Annotated in this window: 16 protein-coding genes and 1 tRNA gene; 15 read left to right on the forward strand and 2 right to left on the reverse strand. The window is 36.3% G+C overall.

The window, feature by feature from the left end; translation table 11 throughout:
* The first annotated feature begins 26 nt into the window (after nucleotides 1–26).
* The 9 genes from obgE (at nucleotide 27) to ACSVI6_RS03835 (ending at nucleotide 9,354) form a co-directional block, all read left to right on the forward strand.
* Entirely contained in the window at nucleotides 27–1,310 is a 1,284-nt protein-coding gene (gene obgE, locus ACSVI6_RS03795; protein WP_491716149.1) for a GTPase ObgE, read from the forward strand.
* 12 nt (nucleotides 1,311–1,322) lie between these two features.
* Entirely contained in the window at nucleotides 1,323–3,218 is a 1,896-nt protein-coding gene (locus ACSVI6_RS03800) for an acyltransferase family protein (RefSeq protein ID WP_491716150.1), read from the forward strand.
* Between the two features lie 109 nt (nucleotides 3,219–3,327).
* Nucleotides 3,328–4,269, forward strand: a complete 942-nt coding sequence (gene rnz / locus ACSVI6_RS03805; protein WP_491716151.1) for a ribonuclease Z — start codon at nucleotides 3,328–3,330, stop codon at nucleotides 4,267–4,269.
* 14 nt (nucleotides 4,270–4,283) lie between these two features.
* Entirely contained in the window at nucleotides 4,284–4,619 is a 336-nt protein-coding gene (locus tag ACSVI6_RS03810) for a LapA family protein (RefSeq protein WP_491716152.1), read from the forward strand.
* Nucleotides 4,620–4,637: 18 nt separating this feature from the next.
* Nucleotides 4,638–6,959, forward strand: coding sequence for a single-stranded-DNA-specific exonuclease RecJ (recJ, locus tag ACSVI6_RS03815; protein ID WP_491720483.1), 2,322 nt, complete (start codon nucleotides 4,638–4,640; stop codon nucleotides 6,957–6,959).
* A gap of 24 nt (nucleotides 6,960–6,983) precedes the next feature.
* Nucleotides 6,984–7,502, forward strand: a complete 519-nt coding sequence (locus ACSVI6_RS03820) for an adenine phosphoribosyltransferase (RefSeq protein ID WP_491716154.1) — start codon at nucleotides 6,984–6,986, stop codon at nucleotides 7,500–7,502.
* 64 nt (nucleotides 7,503–7,566) lie between these two features.
* Nucleotides 7,567–7,654: transfer RNA gene (locus ACSVI6_RS03825), tRNA-Ser, on the forward strand.
* 79 nt (nucleotides 7,655–7,733) lie between these two features.
* Nucleotides 7,734–8,903, forward strand: a complete 1,170-nt coding sequence (locus ACSVI6_RS03830) for a hydroxymethylglutaryl-CoA synthase (protein WP_491720484.1) — start codon at nucleotides 7,734–7,736, stop codon at nucleotides 8,901–8,903.
* 10 nt (nucleotides 8,904–8,913) lie between these two features.
* Nucleotides 8,914–9,354: a nucleoside 2-deoxyribosyltransferase gene (locus ACSVI6_RS03835; RefSeq protein WP_491716156.1), complete on the forward strand. Its 441-nt coding sequence runs from the start codon at nucleotides 8,914–8,916 to the stop codon at nucleotides 9,352–9,354.
* Here the strand turns inward: ACSVI6_RS03835 and lexA are convergent.
* Nucleotides 9,351–9,977, reverse strand: a complete 627-nt coding sequence (lexA, locus tag ACSVI6_RS03840) for a transcriptional repressor LexA (protein WP_491717291.1) — start codon at nucleotides 9,975–9,977, stop codon at nucleotides 9,351–9,353. The genes ACSVI6_RS03835 and lexA overlap by 4 nt on opposite strands.
* Before the next feature lie 146 nt (nucleotides 9,978–10,123).
* On the opposite strand from lexA, the gene ACSVI6_RS03845 reads away from it, so the two are divergent.
* Both ACSVI6_RS03845 and ACSVI6_RS03850 read left to right on the forward strand, forming a co-directional pair.
* On the forward strand, nucleotides 10,124–10,375 hold the full coding sequence (locus ACSVI6_RS03845; RefSeq protein ID WP_491716157.1) for a DUF896 domain-containing protein: 252 nt from the start codon (nucleotides 10,124–10,126) through the stop codon (nucleotides 10,373–10,375).
* A gap of 75 nt (nucleotides 10,376–10,450) precedes the next feature.
* Nucleotides 10,451–10,666, forward strand: a complete 216-nt coding sequence (locus ACSVI6_RS03850) for a YneF family protein (RefSeq protein WP_491716158.1) — start codon at nucleotides 10,451–10,453, stop codon at nucleotides 10,664–10,666.
* A gap of 42 nt (nucleotides 10,667–10,708) precedes the next feature.
* Here ACSVI6_RS03850 and ACSVI6_RS03855 read toward each other — a convergent pair whose 3' ends face one another.
* The gene (locus ACSVI6_RS03855) at nucleotides 10,709–11,329 is read right to left on the reverse strand and encodes a lysophospholipid acyltransferase family protein (RefSeq protein ID WP_491720485.1); all 621 of its coding nucleotides are present in this window, start codon (nucleotides 11,327–11,329) and stop codon (nucleotides 10,709–10,711) included.
* A gap of 91 nt (nucleotides 11,330–11,420) precedes the next feature.
* On the opposite strand from ACSVI6_RS03855, the gene ACSVI6_RS03860 reads away from it, so the two are divergent.
* The 4 genes from ACSVI6_RS03860 (at nucleotide 11,421) to rpsB (ending at nucleotide 14,416) form a co-directional block, all read left to right on the forward strand.
* Nucleotides 11,421–12,173, forward strand: a complete 753-nt coding sequence (locus tag ACSVI6_RS03860; RefSeq protein ID WP_491720486.1) for a tRNA1(Val) (adenine(37)-N6)-methyltransferase — start codon at nucleotides 11,421–11,423, stop codon at nucleotides 12,171–12,173.
* A complete protein-coding gene (locus tag ACSVI6_RS03865; RefSeq protein WP_491720487.1) occupies nucleotides 12,163–12,438 on the forward strand; it encodes a GIY-YIG nuclease family protein in 276 nt (91 codons plus the stop codon). Before ACSVI6_RS03860 ends, ACSVI6_RS03865 begins: the two co-directional genes overlap by 11 nt.
* A gap of 64 nt (nucleotides 12,439–12,502) precedes the next feature.
* Nucleotides 12,503–13,501: a D-2-hydroxyacid dehydrogenase gene (locus ACSVI6_RS03870; RefSeq protein WP_491720488.1), complete on the forward strand. Its 999-nt coding sequence runs from the start codon at nucleotides 12,503–12,505 to the stop codon at nucleotides 13,499–13,501.
* A gap of 156 nt (nucleotides 13,502–13,657) precedes the next feature.
* On the forward strand, nucleotides 13,658–14,416 hold the full coding sequence (gene rpsB / locus ACSVI6_RS03875) for a 30S ribosomal protein S2 (protein ID WP_491716163.1): 759 nt from the start codon (nucleotides 13,658–13,660) through the stop codon (nucleotides 14,414–14,416).
* Nucleotides 14,417–14,432: the final 16 nt, after the last annotated feature.

Genomic DNA, 14,432 nt, shown 5'->3' on the forward strand with positions numbered 1-14,432 from the left:
AATTAATAAGGATTAGGAGAATAAAATTGTTTGTAGATCAAGTTAAAATTAATGTCCAAGCCGGAAAGGGTGGCGACGGCGTTGTCGGGTGGCGACGTGAAAAATATGTACCCAATGGAGGACCTGCTGGAGGAGATGGTGGACATGGCGGTAACGTTGTGTTTAAAGTTGACAGTGGGATGAGCACACTCATGGATTTTCATTATAGCCAAAAGTTTAAGGCTGCTAATGGAAATAACGGTGGTAGCAAAAAAATGACTGGAAGAAGCGGAGATGACCTAGTAATCAATGTTCCTGAGGGAACTAGTATTTATAATGATGATACTAACCGCTTAATTTGCGATTTAGTTAATCCTGGGGATCAATTTATCGTTGCTAACGGTGGCCGTGGTGGTCGCGGAAACGTGCACTTTGCCTCTGCTAGAAATTCTGCTCCAGAAATTGCTGAAAACGGTGAACCAGGTGAGGGTTTTAGCGTTCGTTTAGAATTAAAATTACTTGCCGATGTTGGTTTGGTTGGTTTTCCATCCGTTGGAAAGTCGACTCTACTCTCTGCAATAACTAGTTCTAAACCCAAAGTAGCGGATTATCACTTTACGACGCTGGTTCCTAACTTAGGAATGGTAAGGTTAAATGATGGTCGGGACTTTGTAATTGCCGATTTACCTGGTTTGATTGAAGGGGCTTCTGCTGGTACGGGGCTCGGGTTTCAATTCTTACGGCACGTCGAACGGACGCGAGTTATCTTACACTTAGTTGATATGAGTGGTGTTGAAGGCCGTGACCCGTTTGTTGATTATCAAAAAATCAACCAAGAACTTGCCAAATACGATGAAAACTTACTTTTACGGCCTCAGATTATCGTTGCCACTAAGATGGATATGCCAGATGCAGAAGCAAACCTAAAGCAATTTACCAATCAAATTGATAGCGAAGGCAATCAAAGACGCATTATTGCAATTTCTTCTATTACGCATAGCGGTTTGAAGGAATTAATTGGTGCAACTGCTGACCTATTGGATGAGACCCCTAAGTTTCCAATTACAGATGTTGAAGAGGAAGTTTCAATCCAATCTGATCTTGATGATGCTCCGTTTACCATTACCCATGAAGAAGATGGTAGTTGGACGTTATCTGGTAACCGCTTAGAAAAACTATTCCAAATGACTGATACGACCCATGAACAATCAATGCTTAGATTTGCACGTCAACTACGCGGAATGGGCGTTGACGATGCATTAAGGGATAGTGGTGCCAAGAATGGCGATACTGTTAATATTTTAGATTTCTCATTTATTTATGAAGTTTAGGGGCACTCTAAAATGCAAAATAATAATCATTTAAAGCATAACCGACGTTATATTACAGGATTAGACGGAATTCGTGCGATAGCTGTATTTGCTGTCATTATATTTCATTTATTACCCTTTAGCATTAAGGGTGGGTATCTAGGGGTTTCAATCTTCTTTACGGTTTCTGGTTATCTAATTACCGATCTATTAATGCAGGAATGGGAGCAAAATGGCCAAATTAATCTATTTAATTTTTATTACAGAAGGTTAAGGCGACTATATCCAGCGCTATTTACAATGGTAATTGGAACTGGAGCTTACATTACTCTCTTTCAAAGAACGTTATTAAAGGACTTGGGAGTGACGATTTGGACCAATTTATTGTATCTATATAATTGGTGGGAAATTGGTCATGGACAGAGCTACTTTGATCGTTTTCAAGGTGAATCACCTTTTACACACCTGTGGTCTTTATCGATTGAGGCACAGTATTATTTAGTATGGCCAATTGCATTGGTAATTTTATTAATGTTGATTAGATCAAGAACGAAGATTGCCTTATTACTATTTTCGTTTTCATTTGGATCGGCAGTTTGGATGACCTACGTTTACCATAGCGTTAATAATATTAATCGGGTCTATTACGGGACTGACACTAGAATGTTTTCAATCTTATTCGGGGTTTCTTTGGCCATTATTTGGCCTTCTGCAAAGCTATCTAAGCAGCTCTCGCCGTTTTTAAAATTTTTACTGAACTTAATTGGTATTGGATCATTAATTGGTATCGTTTGGCTGTTGTTTACATTATCAGGGCAAAGTAGCGCTACTTATAATTGGGGAATGCTAGTCATTTCTATTCTAACGATGTTATTAGTTGCTACTTGTGTTCACCCGAGTGGAAATATCAATCAATTGCTAACTAACCGACTTTTTAGCTGGATTGGGACTAGAAGTTATGGAATTTATTTATATCAATTTCCAGTAATGATTTTTTATGAATCTCGCGTAATGAGTATTGGAGCGCATCCCGTTTTAAACGCTTTGATAGAGATCATAATCATATTTATTATCAGTGAGTTATCATATCGATTTATAGAAAGACCAATTCGGCATTTTGATTTTAAAATGTTGAAATCACACTTAGTTGAATTATTTAAAATTAAATCACGATTTGGATTTAAGCGTTTTATTGCATTTCCAGTATTGATATTAATGTTTATTTGTGGATATGGAGCATTTCACCCCAATTATAGTCAGGCGGATTCTGATAATTTAAAAAGGGATATTGTTGCTAATCAAAAAGCGTTTCAAAAGAAAAATCAAAAAATCATTAAGCAACAGGAAAAGAAAAAGGCATCAATGGCCTCAGAAACGATTAAAGTGGTTAAACTCAGCACTGCTGATAAAAACTTGGCAAAACAATTTAGCCTTACGCCTGAGCAGTTATTAAAGGCAAAACAATTTCCGATTACTGCAGTTGGTGATTCGATTATGGCTGATACTGCTAGTGATTTACAAAAGGTGTTCCCCAATGCTTATATTTCAGCTCAAGTGGGGCGTCAAATTTGGCAAACTCCAGATGTAATCAACCAATTGAAGAATAGTAATGCATTGTCACCCAATGTGTTGTTAAACCTGGGTACGAATAGTCCGATGACTCCTGCTCAACTGGATCAAGTTATTAATGACATTGGTCCCAATCATCAAATCTATTGGATTAACGTGCATGTTCCTACTCGTTATTGGGAAGGACAGGTTAATGATGTAATCGCGAAAGCGGCCACAAAATATAATAATTTCCATGTTATTGATTGGCATCAAGCAAGTGAAAATCAAAATCAATGGTTCTGGGATGATCATGTTCATCCTAATCCAGACGGAAATGTTAAATACGTTAGTTTAATCGCGAAAACAATTCTTAAATAAAAATGCTTAGGAGATTCCTAAGCATTTTTTGCCTTGATTATGAGATTCAACTCATAATGATATGCTACAATGTTAATATTGTAATTTTTAACAGATAAGAGGAAATAATATGCAAATTGAATTTTTGGGCACAGGTTCAGGTGTCCCTGGTAAGTTTCGCAATGTCTCTTGTACAGCGTTACGTTTACTTGATGAATGTAATTCGGTATGGCTTTTCGATGTTGGGGAAGGAACTCAGCAACAAATTTTACGCTCTAATTTGAAGCCTAGAAAAATTAATAAGATATTTATTACGCACCTCCATGGTGATCATATCTTTGGACTGCCTGGCCTACTTAGCAGTCGTTCTTTTCAAGGTGGAGATACGCCATTAACCATTTATGGTCCGAGGGGCATTAAAGAGTTTGTGCAAGTTAGCTTAAGGGTTTCCAAAACTAAATTGTCTTATAAGATTATTTATCAAGAACTTACAACGCCTGGTAAAATATTTGAAGATGATAAATTTACTGTTTACATGAATACATTGGATCATCAAATTGAATCCTTTGGATATCGCATTGAAGAACATGATCATCCTGGTGAGCTATTAGTTGATAAGTTAAAGGCTGCTAATATTCCTTCAGGCCCAATTTATGGTAATATTAAAGCGGGAAAAGATGTCAAATTGGATGACGGCAGAATCATTCATGGCAAGGACTACATTGGCAAAGCGCAAAAGGGACGGATTGTAACCATTTTAGGGGATACTAGGAAAAATCAAAATTCGTTACCATTAGCTAAAAATGCAGATGTCCTAGTTCATGAAAGCACTTTCTCTAAGGATGAAGCTGGATTAGCCCGTAATTATTACCATTCAACTAATGTTCAAGCTGCTATTTTAGCGAAGAATGCAAATGTACAAAAATTGTTACTGACCCATATTTCTTCACGCTATACGGGTAAAATGGCTAACATTTTGCAAAAACAGGCTAGAGCAATCTTTAAAAATACGGATGTTGTTAAAGATTTTGATGTTGTTGATGTTCCATTTGATAAAAACCAAACTATTTAAGGAAGATGATTATAATGAAAAAACAAGTGAAAATGATTTCAATAATCGTTCTAGCTTTAATAATTGTGATATTTGCTCTTTTAAACGTTCAATCGGTTGCAATCAACTTCGGTTTTGGAACACTAAAATTGCCTATGATCGTGATGTTAATCCTTTGGATTTTAATTGGAGCACTAGTTAGCTTCTTACTTACAACGACCTCTTCTGTTACCAAAAGTCGTGATATTAAAAAATTGAATCAAGAAAATGATGCAAAAGTTAATCAATTGAACAAACAATTAACTGAATTAAAAGCCAAATTGAAAAATGAGAATAAGCAAGAAAATTTAAATCGTAATAAGCCCGAATAATTAATAATGAGGTATTAAATGATTAATTCAAAATATAATTGGAAAGTTGCTAAATTTGATGCTACTAATATCGGTGATGTTGATAAAATTGCCAAGGAATTAAAATTAAGCCCCATCGTTGCTAAAATTCTTTTTGAACGTGGTTATAAGAACGTTGATGATGTTAAGCATTTTTTAAATCCAAGTGCTGAGGAACTTGGCGATCCATTTTTATTCCATGATATGGAAAAAGCGGTCGAACGGATTACTAAGGCCATTGAAGATGGTGAAAAAATTACCATCTATGGAGATTATGATGCTGATGGATTAACTAGTACCGCAATTATGTATGAAACATTATCTGAAATTGGAGCGGATGTTAACTACTATGTTCCCAATCGATTTAGCGATGGATATGGTCCTAATTTAGATGCATTTACTAAAATTATTGATGATGGGACCAAATTGATCATTACGGTTGATAATGGTGTAACTGGATTTGAACCCGTTGATTTTGCTAACCAACATGGCTGTGACGTTATTATTACAGATCATCATGAAATTCCGAAGCAAGGGGTTCCTGATGCCTATGCAGTTGTTCATGCTAGATATCCTGGTGCGCAGTACCCATTTGGTTATTTTTCTGGGGCAGGGGTTGCATTTAAGGTAGCTTCGGCTTTATTAGATGAAATTCCACAAGAGTTTTTAGATTTAGTAACCATTGGAACAATTGCCGATTTAGTTTCCTTAACCGGTGAAAATCGCGTTCTAACTAAGTTTGGCGTTAAAGCAATTCAAGATACACAACGCCCAGGACTACTAAAAATACTTGAAAATGCAAAATTACTTGATAAACCGATCAATGAACATAGTATTGGATTTGGAATTGCTCCGCGACTAAATGCATTGGGCAGAATGGATGATGCTAACGTTGGGGTGGAATTATTGACAACGTTAGATGACGATGTAGCCAATAAGCTAGCCCAACAAACAGAGCATTTGAATATTGAACGTCGCAAATTGGTGACCGACATTTTTAAAGCTGCTTGCGATCAACTTGATCAATCCGACAATCAGGATCGTAATACAATTGTTGTTGCCGGAGATGGTTGGCATGAGGGTGTTGTTGGAATCGTAGCCAGCAAATTAGTTGATAAGTATCATAAACCAACCTTGGTTTTAGGAATTGATTCTAAAACTGGGATTGCCAAGGGATCTGGAAGAAGCATTGAGGACTTTAATTTATTCGCGGCACTTGAGCCAGCAAAGGATTTGATGCTTAAATTTGGTGGGCATGATATGGCAGTGGGGCTATCCATAAAAAAAGATAATTTGTCCGAGCTTGCTGATGAATTTGAAAAAAACTTCAAACTGTCAGGGAATGAAAAAAATGAGAAACCAGGTTTGAAAGTCGATGCTAAAATTAGTGTTGACCAAGTGGATGATTTGCTTTATGAATCATTAAGTCAGCTTGCTCCATATGGAACCGATAATCCTCAACCCCTATTTGAAATTAGACCTAAACTAGTTAATAATTTGCAAACGATGGGCAACCAGAACGCTCATCTTAGGTTTTCAGCTAACGGGAATCAAAATCGGATCAAGGCAGTTGCATTTGGAATGGGCAGTAAAATGAACTCGATTCAATCTAACTCTAGTTCGATTGATGTCGTTGCAACTATCGAAATGAATACCTGGAACAACGTTAGTTCATTGCAATTAATGGTCAAGGATTTAAAGTCTAGCGGAGTCGAAATTATCGATCAACGTTCTAGAAACTTAAATCCAAAAATGTTAAAACTAAACGGAACCTATGTTTTGTTTAATAAGCGGTTTGTGAAGGAACTGGAACCATACATTAATGAAAAAAGTAATATCATTTGGTATAATGACTTGTCTAAAGAAAAGCTTGCTGATTTGATTATAATTGTTGATTTTCCTGATACGATTGATGAATTAAAACATGTTATTAAATACTTTGATAACAATCAAGTGGTATTATACTTATTTAAACAACATTTTGTTTATGAAAGTGGATTCCCAACTCGTGAATATTTTGGGGCATTATTTAAAATGTTAAGTGGTAGTCCTGCTTTTAATATTAACCAATCTTTAAATCAGATTGCTGCTCAACTGGGAATTGATCGAAACCTAGTTATTTTTATGATTAAAGTGTTCCAAGAACTTCAGTTTGTTTCCATTAACAATGGAATCTTATCAATGAATTCGAATTTACAAAAACAGGATTTAAAATCTACTGAAGCTTATCGTAATCGTGAGTTACAATTAGCACTAGAAAAACAATTATTATTACCTAATTCTGCAAACTTAATTGCAATGTTTAATGATTTAATGGGTTAGTAGTAGCAAGGAGGAGATTTTTGCATGGCGTTAAATTTAAATGACTATATCGCGTCTTATAACGATTTTCCAGAAAAGGGCATTGTATTTCGGGATATTTCACCACTGTTAGAAGATGGTCAGGCCTACAAGCAAGCCACCGATGAAATCGTTCAATATGCTCGCGATAAGAAGGTAGATATGGTTGTTGGACCTGAGGCGCGGGGCTTTATTGTTGGTTGTCCTGTTGCATATGATTTGGGAATTGGGTTTGCACCAGCTAGAAAGAAGGGCAAACTACCCGGTAAGACAGTTAAAGCTTCGTATGGCCTTGAATATGGTGAATCGTCACTATATCTTCATGAAGGGGCTATTAAGAAGGGTCAACGAGTCTTAGTCACTGATGATTTATTGGCAACTGGTGGCACCATTAGCGCAACGATTGAATTAGTTGAAGATCTAGGTGGAATTGTTGTTGGAACTGCCTTTTTAATTGAATTAGCTGATTTGCACGGTCGTGATAAAATCAAGGGCTATGACATGTTGAGTCTTATGAAGTATTAAAATTAAAGCAATAATGGTATTTACAATTTTTTTCGAAATTGATATAATATCATTATGCGCTTTTGGAGAGTTGGCAGAGCGGTAATGCATCGGACTCGAAATCCGACGAACCGATTAATCTCGGCGGGCAGGTTCGACTCCTGTACTCTCCTTATCAAAAAACATGTCTATTACAGGCATGTTTTTTTATTTGAAAAATATTAGTTTAGAAATATGGAATGAGGTTTTAAAGTGAAAGTCGGAATTGATGCGATTAATTTTTACACCCCTGGGATGTATTTATCGATGAGCAAACTAGCATTAGCACGCAACGAAGATCCTAATAAGTACCTAATTGGAATTGGACAACAGGAACAATCCGTGATTCCCAATACTCAAGACGTGGTTACGATGGCTGCGAACGCAGCTTTTGATATTATTAATGACGATGTTCGTTCTCAAATCGATTTAATTATTTTTGGGACTGAAACGGGGGTTGATAACTCTAAGTCAGCAGCAATCTACCTTCAAAATTTACTGAAATTAAACCCCAATGCGCGCGCTTTTGAGATTAAACAAGCTTGTTATGGAGCTACCGCTGGTCTTCAGATGGCACGTGATTATGTCGAATTGCATCCAGATAAAAAAGCATTAGTAATTGGTGCTGATATTGCTAGGTATGGATTAAATACCCCAGGAGAAGTTACCCAAGGTGGTGGAGCAGTTGCAATGATTATTGCAGCTAATCCACAAATTATTTCTTTTGATGGAGTAAGTACATTTTATTCCCAGGATATTATGGACTTTTGGCGGCCCCTTTACACTACCGAGGCGATCGTAGATGGTCATTATTCAAATGATGTTTATGTTGACTTTTTTAAGGAAACATGGCGTCAGTATAAAAACAAGACGGGGCTTAAAATTGATGATTTAACAGCGATGATTTTTCATTTGCCATATCCTAAAATAGGAATTAAGGGGCTTCGGGCAGTATTACCAGAAGCTACTAGCGCAAAGCAGGTCGCATTAAAATCAGCATTTGATTTTGGAAGCATGTATAATAAGCGTGTAGGGAATCTTTATACCGGCTCACTATACTTAAGTTTGTTATCTTTAATTGATAACGATAGTGATTTACAATCTGGTGATTTAATTGGATTGTTTAGCTATGGTTCGGGTGCTCAAGGTGAATTCTTTACTGGAAGATTAGAAGACGGTTTTTTTGATGCTAATCGGAAAGCTAAGATGGATCGTCTTATTGATGATCGCAGTGAACTATCAGTTCCTGAATATGAAGCTATTTTTGAATCCTGGCCAAAAATTAAGGCAGGAAACTTAAAATTAAATGGTAATGAAGATAGTGCTAAGTATGTATTTTTAGGGGTTAAGGATGACCAAAGACAGTATCAAATTAGAAGGTAGGTAGTTAGAAATGAAAAAAGTATATTTAGCTGGACCATTTTTTGATGATGAACAAATTGCTAGAATTGAACGGGTTGAAGAGGCGCTTACGAATAATCCAACCATTAGCAATTTTTTTAGTCCCCGCACAGCCAACTTTCCAGATGAAAAGGTGGGGAGCTTAAGTTGGGCGAAAAAAGTGTACCAAAAAGATATTGATGAATTGGAAGCTAGTGATGTTATCGTAGCAGTTTTAGATTTTAAAGATGGCTTCGTTGATAGCGGAACTGCATTTGAAATCGGTTATGCCACTAATATTGGTAAGGATATTATCGTTTTGCATGAAGGAAATGGAATTGTTAACCTGATGATTTCTAATAGTGTCATTGCATATGTCAAAAGTGCTGATGACATTTTACAATATGATTTTGACAAATTAAAAACGATCCCATATGAGGGACCGCTTACTTAGTTAATATTAGCACGATACAGACCAATTACCCTTCCAAGAATTGTAACTTGATCTAAAATAATTGGGCGCATGGTTTCGTTTTCTGGTTGGAGTCGATAATGACCTTTTTCCTTATAGAAGCGTTTGCAAGTAGCCTCATTATCTTCGGTCATTGCAATTACGATTTCACCATTTTCAGCAGTTGATTGTTTTTTAACAATGACTTGATCATGATTTAAAATCCCCGCGTTAATCATGCTAGTACCTTTGATCGTTAGCATGAATAAAGAATCTGAGATTGATTCAAATTCAGGTGGAATTGGGAAATATTCGGTTGCATTTTCAAATGCTAAAATTGGTTCACCAGCAGCAACTTGTCCTAATAAGGGCATTTCATTTGTTCGAACGTTAACATTTAGTTCCCGAAGCCCCAGATCGGTAATTTCCAATGCTCTGGTTTTGGTGGGATTCTTTTTTAGGAATCCCTTTTTTTGTAATCTAGTGATATGACCATATACTGTTGATGTGGAAGAAAGATTGACCCCTTCACAGATTTCACGAACAGTAGGAGGATACCCTTGGTTTCGAATTGATTTCCAAATAAACCTTAGAATTGTAATTTGTTTTGATTCTATTTTTGCGATTACCCATCACCTCCTAATTTCGCTAATTATAACGATATCTTAGCATAAAAAATATCGGGTGTAAAACAAATGTTCGGTTGCTTTTGTTTGAATATCGTGTTAAAAACGAGTAATCTATAATAAATGATTTACGGGAGGAATATAAAATGGCTGAAGATAAAGAATTAATGAAAATTATTCCCAGAATTAATGAATTAGCTCACAAAGCGAAAGCAAAGGGTTTAACCGAGTTAGAAAAGGTTGAACAGGGAAAATTAAGAAAACAATATTTAAAACGATTCAAGGAAAACTTTAGATCACAAGTTGAAATGATGAAAGTTTATAATAAAGAGGGCAAAGAAGTAACGCCTAAAAAAGTGCGTGATATTCAAAGAGGCAAGGGACTTCGTGACGATTAATGATTAACCTCTTTTAAAATGATTATTAATTGTGTAAAATTAATATGATTAGATTTTTATCGGGAGGTGTAATTAATGGGAACTGGAATTTGGATATTGATTGTAATTATTGCCTTAATAGCAGGAGTTGCAATTGGCTTCTTTGGTGCTCGTAAGTATATGGAATCTTATTTAAAAAGTAATCCACCAATTAGTGAAGATCAATTAAGTGCCATGATGCAACAAATGGGTCAAAAACCTTCACAAAAGAAGTTACGACAAATGATGAACACGATGAAAAACCGTGGATAAAAATAAGCAATAACAGTCGAATAGCTGTTATTGCTTATTTTTTTATTTCTTGGAAATATCAACATACTTAAAGTTTGGATCGATTTTACAATCAAGTTGATCAAAACTGGCTTGCATTTGGTTTTCAAACTGGGTTTGTTGTTCATCATTGATCTTTACTTTGCGATCAATTTTAATTGGATCACCGAACGCAATCGTAATCGGTTTACGAGTAAATAAACGTTTGAAAGATAGCGGCCCTTGGTAGACAACTGGGACTAGGGGAACGCTCGCAAGCTTAGCAATTAAAACTGCCCCCGCCTTTAAATCTTCAGAATGACGACTACCGGATGGAAAAATAACGATCGATAAATCAGTATTCTTTAATATTTTAACTGGTTTCTTGATTACTGATGGCCCTGGATTTTCTCGATCAACTGGGACCGCGTTTACTTTATTTAAAATATATCCTAAAATGAAATTATTGAATAATTCTTTCTTAGCTAAAAATGTAAACTTTTTGGGACTAGCTGCTAATGCAAAAATAATCATATCGAACCAAGCTCTGTGGGGGCCGACAAGAATGTAGTTGCCGTCAGGGAGTTTGTCTTTATCGATGATGTTGATGTTTCCATTAACTATTTTAATAATGATTTTGGTTATGAACCTTAAAAATGAATACATGAAGCGTGAACCTCCTAAAACGTTTATCATTTCAATATTATTCTATAATGATATTTAATTGCAAGAAAATTTTAAAGCGGAGTTGAAAAAATTGGAAGTTGAACTAAAAGCTGATGAACGAATTGATTATTTGGACAGTCAGAATATAAAAATAATTCAAAACCCGAATGTATTTGCATTTTCTCTTGATGCAATTTTACTTGCAAATTTTGCAATGATTCCAAAGTCGATTAACACTAAGGTTGTTGATCTGTGTGCTGGAAATGGTGCGGTCGGTCTATTTGCTGCGCATAAAACCCGTGGCCAGTTTTTAGAAGTGGAGATTCAGCCTAAGTTAGCTGATATGGCTAAAAGAAGTGTGACCTTAAATAACTTGGACGCTCGTTTCACAGTTTATAATGCGGATTTAAAAGCAATCGATCAGCAAATTGCCAAAGATTCAACTGATGTGGTTTTATGCAACCCACCTTACTTTGCTGATCTTGATACTAGTCATAAAAATCCGAATCAATACTTAGCGATTGCCAGACACGAAATCAAAACGGATTTAAATACGATTTTAAAAGTGACCAGTGGGCTCTTGAAGACCAATGGGCGTTGTTATTTTGTTCATCGTCCAGACCGTATGGTAGAACTAATGGATAAGATGCAGGCAAATCGCATCGTCCCTAAGGAAATCCAATTCGTTTATCCTCGGGTCGGACGTGATTCGAATATGATTTTAGTTTCTGGCATTAAGGATGGTAAACCAGGCGGACTCAAGGTTAAACCGCCAATCATAGTTTATGATGGTACTTCTAATAATTACACTAAAATGATAAACCAGGTGTTATATGGCGAATAGTCCCGAACGATTTTATATGTATGTTTTAAGGTGTGGGGATGGCTCTTTTTATGGTGGCTATACGACCAACTTAAAACATCGATTGGCTCAACACCAAAGTGGCAAGGGAGCTAAATATACCAAGTCACATCAGCCAGTTGAATTGATCTACCATGAATCGTTTCCGACCAAAAGTGAAGCATTAAAAGCAGAGTATGCCTTTAAGCATCAAAGTCGAAAGGCCAAGGAACAATATTTAAAAAAACACAACGTTAGAATGATTTAATATAATGGCGATTGATTGAATGGTATAATAATTAAGATAACAAACTTAGGAGGTTTCTTTGATAATGAAGATTATTGTTTATGGAGTACGTAACGATGAAAAACCGTTTATTAGTGAATGGGAATCCAATCATTCAGACGTTGATGTCCAAATTGAAAGTGGAAATTTGGATGCTGAATCTGTGAAGAAGGCTCAAGGTTTTAGTGGTGTGGTTGCATTTCAACAAGCACCTTATACTGCTGAAGTATTAGATCAATTAGGTTCGTTTGGCATCAAGGCATTATCGCTTCGCAACGTGGGGGTCGATAACGTTGACTTTGAAGCTGCTAACCGCAATCAAATTAAGGTAACCAATGTCCCTGCTTATTCTCCACAAGCAATTGCTGAGTTTACAGTTACGCAGTTAATGCAATTGTTAAGGAACACGAAGGTATTTAATAATAAAATTGCCCACGGGAATTTAAAATGGGCTCCAAATATTGCAACTGAATTAAACCAATTGACCGTTGGAGTCTTTGCAACTGGTCGAATTGGTCGTGCTGCTATTCAAATCTATAAGGGATTTGGTGCGAAAGTAATTGCTTATGACATCTTCAAAAACCCAGAATTAGATAAAGAGGGAATCTATGTTGACACACCAGAGGAACTCTATCGTCAATCAGACGTTATTTCATTGCATGCACCAGCTGTCAAGGAAAATGAACACATGTTAAATGATAAAACGTTTGCGAAAATGAAGGATGGCGTCATTATTTTAAATCCTGCGCGGGGGACGTTGATCGATACTGATGCTTTGATCAGAGCACTTGATAGTGGCAAGGTCGGCGGCGCTGCGTTGGATGTTTATGAAAATGAAGTGGGTGTATTTAACGCTGATTTTGGAAGCTTCGATGCGATTCCAGACGAACGGGTTAAGGAACTTTTAAAACGGGATAATGTTTTAGTTACCCCCCACATTGCTTTTTACACGAAGACGGCTGTTAATAGCATGGTCAACACATCGCTTGATGCGAACTTAGCTTTAATTACCACTGGTAATTCAGACAAAGTCGTAAAAAAATAAAATAGGTGATTGCATTCTATAATTATATTTTGTATAATTATATAGTTAATATTTCACACCTAATGTGATGACTTTGCCAGTGCTCATTTTAAATGGGTTGTAAAGTTAGTTGATCATTGGGGAGGAAAAAACTTATTTATTTATGGAGGAAATATCATGGCTGTTATTTCAATGAAACAATTATTAGAAGCCGGTGTTCATTTTGGACACCAAACTCGTCGCTGGAACCCTAAGATGAAAGAATACATCTTTACTGAAAGAAATGGAATTTACATTATTGACTTACAAAAAACTGTTAAGTTAGTAGATTCTGCTTACAATTTCATGAAGGATGAAGCTGCTAAGGGTGCTACTGTACTTTTTGTTGGGACTAAGAAGCAAGCTCAAAACTCAATCGAAGAAGAAGCTACTCGTGCTGGCCAATACTTCGTTAACCACCGTTGGTTAGGTGGAACTTTAACTAACTGGGATACGATCCAAAAGCGGATTGCTTACCTTAAGAAGTTAAAGAAGATGTCTACTGATGGTACTTTTGACTTACTTCCTAAGAAGGAAGTTTCACTTCTTAACAAGAAGATGGCTAAGTTAGAATACTTCTTAGGCGGAATCGAAGATATGCCTAAGATTCCTGATGTTTTATTTGTTGTTGATCCTCGTAAGGAAGCAATTGCTGTTCACGAAGCTCACATCTTAAACATCCCAATCGTTGCAATGGTTGATACTAACTCAGATCCAGACGTTGTTGACGTTGTAATCCCTTCAAATGATGATGCTATTCGTGCCGTTCGTTTGATTACTTCTAAGATGGCTGATGCTATCATTGAAGGTAACCAAGGTGAAGAAGGCGTTAGCGAAAATGATTTTGAAGCTACTTCCGCTGACAATGCTGAAGAATCAAAAGAAGATAATGAATAATTAATAAGCACTTGGG

It is taken from the genome of Nicoliella sp. ESL1106, assembly GCF_058509965.1.

Bases quoted from the DNA above. Each gene is read 5' to 3' on its own strand.
- ACSVI6_RS03800 (WP_491716150.1), top strand. From the start codon at position 1,323: ATGCAAAATAATAATCATTTAAAGCATAACCGACGTTATATTACAGGA.
- rnz (WP_491716151.1), top strand. From the start codon at position 3,328: ATGCAAATTGAATTTTTGGGCACAGGTTCAGGTGTCCCTGGTAAGTTT.
- ACSVI6_RS03810 (WP_491716152.1), top strand. From the start codon at position 4,284: ATGAAAAAACAAGTGAAAATGATTTCAATAATCGTTCTAGCTTTAATA.
- recJ (WP_491720483.1), top strand. From the start codon at position 4,638: ATGATTAATTCAAAATATAATTGGAAAGTTGCTAAATTTGATGCTACT.
- ACSVI6_RS03820 (WP_491716154.1), top strand. From the start codon at position 6,984: ATGGCGTTAAATTTAAATGACTATATCGCGTCTTATAACGATTTTCCA.
- ACSVI6_RS03835 (WP_491716156.1), top strand. From the start codon at position 8,914: ATGAAAAAAGTATATTTAGCTGGACCATTTTTTGATGATGAACAAATT.
- ACSVI6_RS03845 (WP_491716157.1), top strand. From the start codon at position 10,124: ATGGCTGAAGATAAAGAATTAATGAAAATTATTCCCAGAATTAATGAA.
- ACSVI6_RS03850 (WP_491716158.1), top strand. From the start codon at position 10,451: ATGGGAACTGGAATTTGGATATTGATTGTAATTATTGCCTTAATAGCA.
- ACSVI6_RS03855 (WP_491720485.1), bottom strand. From the start codon at position 11,329: ATGTATTCATTTTTAAGGTTCATAACCAAAATCATTATTAAAATAGTT.
- ACSVI6_RS03865 (WP_491720487.1), top strand. From the start codon at position 12,163: ATGGCGAATAGTCCCGAACGATTTTATATGTATGTTTTAAGGTGTGGG.
- ACSVI6_RS03870 (WP_491720488.1), top strand. From the start codon at position 12,503: ATGAAGATTATTGTTTATGGAGTACGTAACGATGAAAAACCGTTTATT.
- rpsB (WP_491716163.1), top strand. From the start codon at position 13,658: ATGGCTGTTATTTCAATGAAACAATTATTAGAAGCCGGTGTTCATTTT.